This is a genomic window from Methanocalculus sp. (assembly GCF_030651615.1).
Taxonomy (GTDB): Archaea; Halobacteriota; Methanomicrobia; order Methanomicrobiales; family Methanocorpusculaceae; genus Methanocalculus.
The window spans coordinates 1-10,070 of sequence record NZ_JAUSCG010000119.1; the positions used below are offsets into that span (position 1 = coordinate 1).

The 10,070-nt window shown below is 49.5% G+C and carries 8 protein-coding genes; 3 read left to right on the forward strand and 5 right to left on the reverse strand.

The window, feature by feature from the left end; all coding sequences use genetic code 11:
* Together mutL and mutS are read right to left on the reverse strand one after the other, a co-directional pair.
* Positions 1–1,112 (reverse strand): DNA mismatch repair endonuclease MutL (gene mutL / locus Q7V06_RS05330; RefSeq protein WP_304839130.1); only part of this gene is annotated, 1,112 nt, incomplete at its 3' end.
* 3 nt (positions 1,113–1,115) lie between these two features.
* Positions 1,116–3,740, reverse strand: a complete 2,625-nt coding sequence (gene mutS, locus Q7V06_RS05335; RefSeq protein WP_304839133.1) for a DNA mismatch repair protein MutS — start codon at positions 3,738–3,740, stop codon at positions 1,116–1,118.
* A gap of 95 nt (positions 3,741–3,835) precedes the next feature.
* On the opposite strand from mutS, the gene ftsA reads away from it, so the two are divergent.
* Together ftsA and Q7V06_RS05345 are read left to right on the forward strand one after the other, a co-directional pair.
* A complete protein-coding gene (ftsA, locus tag Q7V06_RS05340; protein WP_304839136.1) occupies positions 3,836–5,191 on the forward strand; it encodes a coenzyme F390 synthetase in 1,356 nt (451 codons plus the stop codon).
* A gap of 47 nt (positions 5,192–5,238) precedes the next feature.
* Complete coding sequence (locus Q7V06_RS05345) at positions 5,239–6,903, forward strand: AMP-binding protein (RefSeq protein ID WP_304839138.1); 1,665 nt, start codon at positions 5,239–5,241, stop codon at positions 6,901–6,903.
* A gap of 1 nt (position 6,904) precedes the next feature.
* Here the strand turns inward: Q7V06_RS05345 and Q7V06_RS05350 are convergent, their stop codons facing one another.
* Genes Q7V06_RS05350 through Q7V06_RS05360 form a run of 3 tightly spaced genes read right to left on the reverse strand, consistent with a single transcriptional unit; the run spans position 6,905 to position 9,049 of the window.
* Entirely contained in the window at positions 6,905–7,231 is a 327-nt protein-coding gene (locus Q7V06_RS05350; RefSeq protein WP_304839141.1) for a DUF3784 domain-containing protein, read from the reverse strand.
* A gap of 3 nt (positions 7,232–7,234) precedes the next feature.
* Entirely contained in the window at positions 7,235–7,444 is a 210-nt protein-coding gene (locus tag Q7V06_RS05355; RefSeq protein ID WP_304839144.1) for a hypothetical protein, read from the reverse strand.
* A 30-nt stretch (positions 7,445–7,474) separates the two neighbouring features.
* A complete protein-coding gene (locus Q7V06_RS05360) occupies positions 7,475–9,049 on the reverse strand; it encodes an MBL fold metallo-hydrolase (RefSeq protein WP_304839147.1) in 1,575 nt (524 codons plus the stop codon).
* A 34-nt stretch (positions 9,050–9,083) separates the two neighbouring features.
* Here Q7V06_RS05360 and Q7V06_RS05365 point away from each other — a divergent pair.
* The coding region (locus tag Q7V06_RS05365; protein WP_304839151.1) for an aldehyde dehydrogenase at positions 9,084–10,070 on the forward strand (987 nt) is incomplete at its 3' end.

A 10,070-nucleotide genomic window follows, 5' to 3' on the forward strand; every position in this document is an offset into this window, starting at 1 on the left:
GGTAGTGGTTTCTCCGAGATGATGGGTGCCGGATGTAGGGATTCTAGTGGTGATGGATTCTCAATAGTTAGTGAAGCCTGTTTTGTATTGTAAGATGCAGGTTGTCCGGATGGAATACTCGTTAGAGCAGACCAGATGGTTGTCCTGACAGTATCGACAACACGGCGCTCAGATGAGAATCTGACCTCTTTCTTCGTTGGGTGGACATTCACATCGATCTCTCCTGGATCGATTCGACAGTCGATCACAGCAAACGGATACTCATCTTTTGGTATGCTTATTCCAAAACCATCACGAATCGCTCGTACAAGAGATGGTGAAGATATCTGGCGGCCATTGACCGAGATGTATATCTGAGATCGGCTCCGCTTTGAGGTGAGGGGATAGGCAACATATCCGGCAACCTCAATTTCACCTCTGAGTGGGGTTAACGAAATGAGCGACTCTGCGATATCAGATCCGAAGAGATCCAGAATCGTTCCGATAAGATCCCCTCGTCCGGATGTTCTGAACTTCTCCTTATCCTGATGAAGAAGTTGAAATGAGATCTCCGGATGGGAGAGTGCTGTCCGCTCCATTGTGTCAAAGAGGTGTGCCAGCTCTGTTGAGATAGTACGAAGAAACTTTCTGCGTGCAGGGGTGTTGAAAAAGAGACCGGATACCTCGATTGTCGTTCCGGGAGGGATTCCACACTCCGACTCACTGGTGACAACACCACCTGAGAGTTGTACTCGTATTCCGGCAATCTCTTCACGTCTGCGTGTTGAGAGGATGATCTCTGATACTGCTGCGATACTTGCTAACGCTTCTCCCCTGAATCCGAGGGTTTTAATCTCAGATAGATCGTCGGGTGTGCTGATCTTACTTGTTGCATGTTGACGAAATGCGAGGCGCGCATCTTCAGGTGACATTCCATCCCCATCATCAATGACGGTGATCCGCTGTACTGCAGATCCATCACTTTTAATCAGGACGCGAATACGAGTTGCTCCGGCATCAATAGAGTTCTCAACAAGTTCTTTCACAACGGATGCCGGCCTCTCGACAACCTCACCAGCAGCAATATGTGAGACCGTCTCTTCGTCAAGGAGATGAATTACTGATCCGGTCATACGTTATTCACCTGCCTTCTTCTTCAATTCAGACAGGATAATCAACGCTTCAATCGGACTTATTCTGTCAAGATCAATCTTCTTAATCTCTGTTAGCACCGGACTTTCGGTTTCATTATGGGTTTCTCTATCCGATATGAGCAGTTGTGTGTACCGTGGTCTCCGTCTTCCACCGGATTCTCCACTCTTCTCTTCAACAAGCGTCTCTTTGAGGATAGATTGTGCACGGCTGAGGACCCTCTCGGGAACCCCTGCAAGCCGGGCGACATGGATGCCGTAACTTCTATCCGTTGCACCGGGTATGAGTTTTCTGAGGAATGTGATCTCATCTGAGGTCTCCCGTACCGCAAAATGATAATTTCTCACCCGTTTTAGCTCACCTTCAACCTCAACCAGACGTTGGAAGTGGGTTGCAAAGAGGGTCTTTGGGCCAATAGATCTCTTTCCATGAAGGTATTCAAGAGTTGATCTGGCGATGCTGTATCCATCTACGGTGCTTGTTCCACGTCCGATCTCATCCAGAATGACAAGGCTCCGATCAGTTACATGACGGAGTATGTATGCGAGTTCAACCATCTCGACCATGAATGTACTCTGCCCGCCGGCAAGATCGTCGGAGGCACCCACACGGGTGAATATGCGATCGATGATCCCTATCTCTGCAAAATCCGCCGGGACAAATGATCCGGACTGTGCCATAATGCAGATGAGGGCAACTGAACGCATATACGTTGATTTTCCCGCCATATTTGCTCCGGTAAGAATGAGAACCTGATCCTCTGTACTATCAAGATCGGTATCATTTGGAACGTAGCCTTCGGAGACACTCTCTTCAACAACCGGATGACGACCGTTTCGAATAATAATGGCAGTCCCCGTATGTAATCGGGGACGGATGTACCCTTTCTGTTCAGCTATGACTGCAAATGAGAGATTGAGATCTATCATTCCTGCCGCGCGGGCTCCTGTCTGAAATGAAGGTACAAGCGGACGAAGTTTTTCGATCAGGTCGATATATAATGCCGTCTCGCGCGCTAGCGCCTCTTCATCTGCTGTGGCTATCTCCCGTTCGTACTCCCGGAGGGAGGGTATTGTAAACCGCTCTCCGGATGCCGTCGTCTGCTTCCTTTCATACTCCTTTGGAACACGATCAAGGTTGGCTTTTGTCACTTCGATATAATACCCAAATACCTGATTATATGCGATCTTTAAAGATTTGATGCCCGTATTCTCACGTTCAGACTGCTGGAGCGAGAGGATCCAATCCCTCCCGGATCCGGCTGTTCCCCTCAGCAAATCAAGATCCTGATCATATCCCTCGCGTATGATACCCCCGTTTCTTATGAGTAATGGCGGATCATCCTGTATTGCAGATCTGATCAACGAGATCACGTCATTGAAATTACTGATCTCACCTGCAAGTTTTTCCATGAGATCTGGCGGGTTACCTTCAATAGACAGGGTAACTCCAAGAAGTGATTCCAAAGACCCGGCAAGTGCCTGCAGGTCACGTGGCGATGCATTTCCATAGGCGATCCTCCCGGATATCCGCTCAATATCGCCGCATTCCCCCAGGTGATCGCTGATCTTTGATCTGATAATCGGGTTACGTATGAACCACTCAACAAGATCCAGGCGTTCATTTATTGCCGGGATATCCGTCAGTGGAGCGGTGATCTCATGCACAAGAGTTCTTCGCCCCATTGGGGTGCGTGTTTTATCAAGAGTTCCAAGAAGAGATGCTTTCTTCTGATCTCCCCGGGCTGAGCGGGTAAGTTCAAGATTTCGCTGGGTGACGGCATCAATTATCATACCTTCAGATGGATGTGTGACATGGATCTCAGTCAGATGCGGAAGTACATTCTTCTGAGTGATAGTAGCATATGAGAGGGCTGCACCCGCAGCACCGACTGCAAGCGGCATCCCGATGATACCAAACACCTCAAGAGAGGATACCTTGAAATGGCGGGAGAGCAGCTTCTCTGCCTCCTCCGGATCGAATTCGCCGGGATGCCTCTCGGTCACAAGGAGATCATATGATCTGAGAAGCTGTTGTACTCCTGAATCTGTCCGCTCCATGACAAGGCACTCCATCGGTCTTTTCGCTTCAATTATCGATGAAATGCCGGGAAGTCCTTCTTCTTTTGATACCATCCAGACATTGAACTCCCCTGTCGATATCTCCAGAGCAGCGATGCCGAAGGCCTCATTCTTCCGATCCGGCAGTATGCTCATGAGATATCTGGACTCAGGTGCATCGATGATCATCGGATCGATCGCGCATCCAGGTGTCACAACGCGGACGACATCACGTTTCACCACTCCTTTTGCCTTCTTCGGATCTTCGATCTGTTCGCAGATAGCTACCCGGTAGCCCTTCCGCACAAGGCGGGAGATGTACGTCTCTCCTGCATGATACGGGACACCTGCAAGCGGGATTGGGTTTCCATCCGGATCATTTGATCGGGATGTCAGCACAATCTCAAGCTCACGTGCGCATATAACTGCGTCCTCAAAGAACGTCTCATAAAAGTCCCCCATCCTCATGAAGAGGATACAGCCGGGGTACTGGCTCTTCAGATCCTCCACCTGCTGCATTGCAGGGGTCAGCTGCTTCCGGTTCGCCATTGGTATACCTAATCGAATCTGTGCAGTAAAAAAGGAAGCGATCGAAGATGGGTCATGTGAGAAGATTTATCTGTAGCGATGCCTTGCATCACACTATGGGTGAACCAGGATATTTCCGTGAGAAGATCGAGACGATGCCCCGGGATGATCTCGATGCGGTCATCGATGAACGCGTTCGGTATACAATACAGTACGCAAACGATCATTCACCTTTTTACAGGAACTGGTTTCGCGAGCATTCAATTGATATCTCCAGAATCCGCGAACATGAGGATCTCCTTGATCTCCCGATCATATCAGGCAGTACGATCCGGAATAACCAGCCCCCCATAACCGACTCGTTTCAATTTCTCTCTGCTAATATGGATGAGATCTATACGATTCATGAGACGAGCGGGACTTCTGGGAATCCCAAATCCTTCTTTCTCACATGGCAGGACTGGCTTCGGTACTCTGAAAAGTATGCACGGATTTTCCGGTCATATGGGATATCCAAGGGTGATAGAATCGTCGTTTGTGCGAGTTATGGGATGAATGTCGGGGCGACGATGATGACACTCGCCGCAAGGAGAACAGGGAGCACCATCATACCTGAAGGCAAGTGTACTTTTCCGATTCGGGTAATCAAAAACTATCGGCCGACGGTTGTGATCGGGTCGGTCTTCAAACTTATTCGCCTTGCCCGCAGGCTCAGTGCAGAAGGAATCGATCCGTTAGAATCAGGTATTGAACGCCTTGTCGTTGGAGGCGAGAGTTTTGCCGAGGCGGCACGGATCTATCTGAAAAGTCTCTGGGATTGTGAGATCTACAATACCTATGGGAGTACTGAGGGTACAATGTGTGGGGAGAGTGTCGCAAAGGCCGGACTCCATGTTCCGGAAGATCTCATTCATATGGATCTTTATAATCCCAGGATGGATCATTTTGTTCCGGATGGGTCATATGGGCGGATCATCTTAACAAAACTCCTGCCGGTGGGTGAGAGGTGCGGAACACTCCTGATTAATTATGATACTGAAGATGCAACCGCAGTCATCTCCCGTGACCGGTGCGCCTGTGGCAGGACATCGGTTCGGATCAAGACACCAGAGCGGGAAGGTGAACGGTTCTGGATAGAGGATCGTTCTTTTAACCGTGTGGATGTTGAGCGCGGCGTCTTTCAGCCTGAGAATATGGTGTATCTTACCGGTGAGTATGAAGCATTCCTCTATGGGGGGCGGGAGACAGATTCAACAGTTCTCCGGGTGAGCCTCGAATGTCATGATCCTGCCTCATCTGATACTGAGGGGATAAAAGAGATCTTTCTCAAGGCATTCTTCAGATACAAATCAGAACTTCGCGAATTATATATCAGCGGATCTCTTGAGATACTCTTCCATTTTACAGGACCCGGAGAGCTGGAACTCTACAAGGTGAAGGGGCGGCCAAAACGAGTGGTTGACAGGCGGTGATACAAAACCTTCTGATTCATCAGGTTCGATGACACATATTTTTCTTCATGATGCCTATCGAACCGAACCTGCCAGACTATGAAAAAGGCTATGCGAACCATTCCATTGATGTTCCAGCATACTATAACTTTGGGTTTGACGTCATCGATGCGATGGCAGAAAAAGACCGCAATAAACTGGCGATGATCTGGGTCAATCAGAATGGTGAGGAGAGATACTATACCTTCCGTCATCTGATGAACCTCTCAAACCAGATAGCCAATATGTTCATCAAACGCGACCTCGGGAAGGGAGATCGTATTCTGATTATGCTCTCAAGGGTTCCTGAATGGTGGACATTTGCACTTGCAGCGATCAAACTCGGGGTTGTCTTCTGCCCCTGCCCGACGATGCTCACACCTAAAGACCTGAAGTACAGGGTCAACCTTGGGAAGTTCAGGATGATCGTCACCGACGTTGAGAACGCATGGAAGGTCGAGGAGATCTGCGAACAATGTCCATCATTAGAGCTTCGTTTCCTTATCGATGGAGAGATTCCAAACTGGATCAGCTATCCGGTTGAACTGAATTACCCGGCTCCTGCGTCACACCGTCTCGCACCCCTCTCTGGTGGGAGAAAGACGAAGGCAACTGACCCGATGGTAATCTACTTCACCTCCGGGACAACCGGAGAGCCGAAGATGGTACTCCAGGACCATAGTTATCCTCTTGGCCATATCATCACCGGGAGATACTGGTTTGATCTGAGAGATAATGATCTTCATTTAACCCTTGCCGATACCGGATGGGCAAAATCATCATGGGGTAAGTTCTTCGGCCCCTGGATCTGCGGAGCCGGTGTCTGTGTATATGATATCAGAACGAAGTTCAATCCAACCGAGGTTCTCCCAATCCTTGAGAAGTACGAGATCACAACATTCTGTGCGCCACCGACGATCTTTCGGATGATGATTCTGGCCGATCTTGATGCGTTTGATCTATCACAACTCCGACATTGTGTCAGTGCCGGTGAGGCGCTGAACCCGGAGGTGATCCGGGTCTGGAAGGATGCAACCGGGGTGACCATCTATGAGGGATACGGCCAGACTGAGACAGTACTCTGTATTGGTACCTATCCCTGTATGGAGCCAAAAGCAGGCTCGATCGGCAAACCATCACCCGGATGGCATATCGAACTCCACGATGAGGATAATCGCCCTGTTGCTCCTGGTGAGATTGGAAAGATCGCAATTAAAACTGATCCAAGGCCAGTTGGACTCTTCCGCGGGTATCTCGATAATGAAGAGGCAACAAAAGAGGTCTTCGTTGATGGATTCTATTATACCGGTGATAAAGCGACGATGGATGAGGATGGTTACTTCTGGTTTGTTGGTCGTGACGATGATGTCATAAAAAGTTCAGGGTACCGGATCGGGCCATTCGAGGTTGAGTCTGCCCTCCTTGAACATCCTGCAGTTAAGGAATCTGCAGTCGTTGGTGCACCTGATCCGATCAGAGGGACGATCGTAAAGGCTTTTGTTGTTTTAAAAGATGGTTATACGCCATCTGATCTCCTCACCCGCGAGATACAGAAGTATGTGAAGCATGTTACTGCCCCATACAAATATCCTCGTGCAATCGAGTTTGTACCTGATCTGCCAAAGACGATCTCAGGAAAGATCAAGCGAAAAGAGCTGCGGGATATGGAGCTTGAAAAATTCAGCTCCAGTTGATTCACTCTTTTTTATCAAACTTCCGTGCAACCAGTGCGATGATGATTGCAGCTATTGGGACAATTCCTGCGGTGTATATGAGGAAGAGGGTGAGTGAGTAGTCCGGAACTATCAGCATCGCAACAAAGATGAGGGCGGCTCCGATCCCCAGTGCAAGAAGGCTGTTTCCAATCCAACTGATCAGACCCTCAGGATCTCTGCAACTCTTCGGATCAAATCCTGCGATCAGGTTCGTCATCTTTTTAATCTTGATAAAATATCCAAGCGCAACGAAGACGACTGCGATGAATTCGGTGATAAGCAGGAGGAGAATGGGAGCTCCGGTCATCTCTTAACCCCTCTCTGCGGTGGTATATGCATCATACATGCTGTAGAGCCAGACGATCAGGTAGAAGGGGATGCCGATGAGCATCGTTGAGAAGAAACCGAAGATCACAGCAAGAATAAAGAGAGCGAACGCCTTCAAAAACTGACCTGTATAGAACTGGCCAAGCCCTGGAATGAAGAACGACAGGATGACTGCCAGAAGTGGAGATGCCATGATATATCCATTACTTTTAACTTAAAAAGATTATGCAGGGTGTGTATAGTGGCGGATCTCCCCATATGCTGTCAGCTTCCCATCCTCAAGAGTGGATACTGCACCATGGCCCCCGCAGATCAGGCACCTGCGGCCGATACCCTTCATTTCCCCATCTATCTCCTCTGCCAGCTTCATCAGTTCGCGCCGCTCCTGCCGCGCAATATCTGAGTCGACATTGACTGAGGTAACAAGAAAATCGGCGATGGAGTTGTACAGCTGTCGATCAGCTGTCAGACTTGAGAAATTCATGAGTGCATCGCTTGTAAAGAGAAGGCCGAGATCCGGGGCCAACAGGAAGACCTGGCCGTGGATATGGCCCCCAAGGCTCTCCAGCACCTCAAACCGGTGGCCGCCTATTCTGAAGGTATCGATAATCGGAAATATGCCACGAAGGCCGGTACCGTCTCTTGAGAAGAGTATACGATTCGTTGGAGGCGAAAATTTTGAGAATAGGTTGATTATCACCGTATACACAGCTTCAAGGATCAAGCCCTGACTCCGGGAGCCATATCCTCTGTTTGAACATTCGATGATCGCATCGGTTCCGTGATGCAGATATGATGGTATCGGGAGGAAACCGGCTCCACCACAGTGGTCCGCATCTGCATGGGTGCAGACTATCCGTGAGATCCCCCTGAATCCATGCAAGCCTGTTTCATGAAGCATCCGCTCCAGATCATCATGATAGATACCATAGCCGGTGTCGATCATCAACCGTTCTCCATTGGCATCAAAGATGAAGATGCTTCCTCCGCCCGGAGGTTGAATGCATGCGAGAGATGCTCCATCCGGGGCCTCTACCTGTTGAATCTCTGCATAGAAACCATCCCGGGTAGTTTCTGTCAGAAATGTGCCGATTCGGTATATATAATCAAAGACCGCTCTTGGATCTTCTCCCCGGTTTGTCAGCTCCTGCACAACATGGTTGACATCGCCGAGGAATGGAAGGAGAAACTCATCATTTGCATCTCCGATGAAGGGGCGAATCTTCTGCGCAAAACAGATGTAGAAGATCGTCTCATCAAGAGCTTCACCGAGTGCGTCATATTCAAGGATCTCAAGCCGGTACCTGCTCTTGATGGCATCTATCACCTCTTCAATGCGTGGAGATTCAATAACATTTAACCGGATGGTCAGACGATCCGGGTGTTGTCCGGTATCATCAAAGTCAATTCCGGCAACATCGGCACCTGCCTTTGCACATGCTGTCAACACCTCATAGAGAGCTCCCGGACGGTGAGGTGTTGGGAGATAGATATGAAATAGCAGGATATTGACTGGTGGGATCCTCGACTGAAGATACCCGATTTGGAGAAGCCCATCCCGTATAAGGTGATAATTCTCTTTGGTTGCTGTTACCTCGAAGAAGACCGTGTTCTTGTCGATCCGCCGATCAAACTGAATCCGATTGATATTGCCGTCGTACCTCCGGATGAGATCTGATGCTTTCAAAAGCGATCCCGGCTCATCCGGCATCCTGGCAATGAATGAATACTTCTCTTCCATCTTCAGGTACTTTTCGATGTTATTTACCGTTATACCTTCTCTTTCGATCCGGATCATCATCATTATCTGATCGTACCGGGGATCAATTGGTATGCAGATGATGATCGCGGATCAATTCTTAGAATCCGTTTCAGGTGAGCGAATCCAGATCAATAATCCTGCGACAGGGACCGCATGCGGCGAGGTTCCGGCGGGTGGTGGAGAGGATGTTGATTTTGCAGTTCAAGCGGCCCTTGATGCATTCACTCCATGGGCAACGCTTCCAAACTCCCGTCGTGGAGGTTTGCTGTACCGTTGCGCTGAGCTGATTAGGAGAGAGGCTGATCGCATCGCCCTTATTCTGACAACCGAACAGGGAAAACCCCTCCGTGAGGCAAAGGATGAAGTATATGGTGCAGCGGCAGTCTTTGAATATTATGCAGGATCGGCATCTCTTGTCTCGGCAGGATATGCTGATACACTTCCGAGGTATGGGTATGGTGTGGTGCAGAGGCGGCCTCTTGGGGTCTGCGGTGCGATCATCCCCTGGAACATGCCGGTTCTTATCGCTTCCTGGAAGATCGGTGCGGCACTTGTGACGGGTAATACTCTGGTATTAAAGCCCTCCAGTAAAGCCCCAATGGCAGTCCTTGCCCTTGGTGAAGTGATGAAGCGTTCCGGACTTCCGGGAGGTGTCCTCAATATCGTCACCGGCTCCGGTGCTGAAGTGGGCGATCCACTGGTCGCTCATCAGGAGGTGAAGAAGATCTCCTTCACCGGAGGGATAGAGACCGGGCGTCATGTGGCTGTTGTCGGATCAGAGACGATGAAACGGGTGACACTTGAACTTGGAGGAAATGACCCGATGATCGTCTGTTCGGATGTCGATCCCGTTGCTGTTGCAGAAGCAGCTCTTCTGCTGCGATTATATAATTGCGGCCAGATCTGCACCTCGCCAAAACGTCTGATTGTTGAAGATGGAGTCTATGATGCATTTGTTGCTCATCTGAAGAGGAGAATTTCCGAGATTGTTATTGGTGATGGGACGGATCCGTCTTCTCTAACCGGACCTCTCAACAGCGAAGATGGGCGGTCATCG

Bases quoted from the DNA above. Each gene is read 5' to 3' on its own strand.
- mutS (WP_304839133.1), bottom strand. From the start codon at position 3,740: ATGGCGAACCGGAAGCAGCTGACCCCTGCAATGCAGCAGGTGGAGGAT.
- ftsA (WP_304839136.1), top strand. From the start codon at position 3,836: ATGGGTGAACCAGGATATTTCCGTGAGAAGATCGAGACGATGCCCCGG.
- Q7V06_RS05345 (WP_304839138.1), top strand. From the start codon at position 5,239: ATGATGCCTATCGAACCGAACCTGCCAGACTATGAAAAAGGCTATGCG.
- Q7V06_RS05350 (WP_304839141.1), bottom strand. From the start codon at position 7,231: ATGACCGGAGCTCCCATTCTCCTCCTGCTTATCACCGAATTCATCGCA.
- Q7V06_RS05355 (WP_304839144.1), bottom strand. From the start codon at position 7,444: ATGGCATCTCCACTTCTGGCAGTCATCCTGTCGTTCTTCATTCCAGGG.
- Q7V06_RS05360 (WP_304839147.1), bottom strand. From the start codon at position 9,049: ATGATCCGGATCGAAAGAGAAGGTATAACGGTAAATAACATCGAAAAG.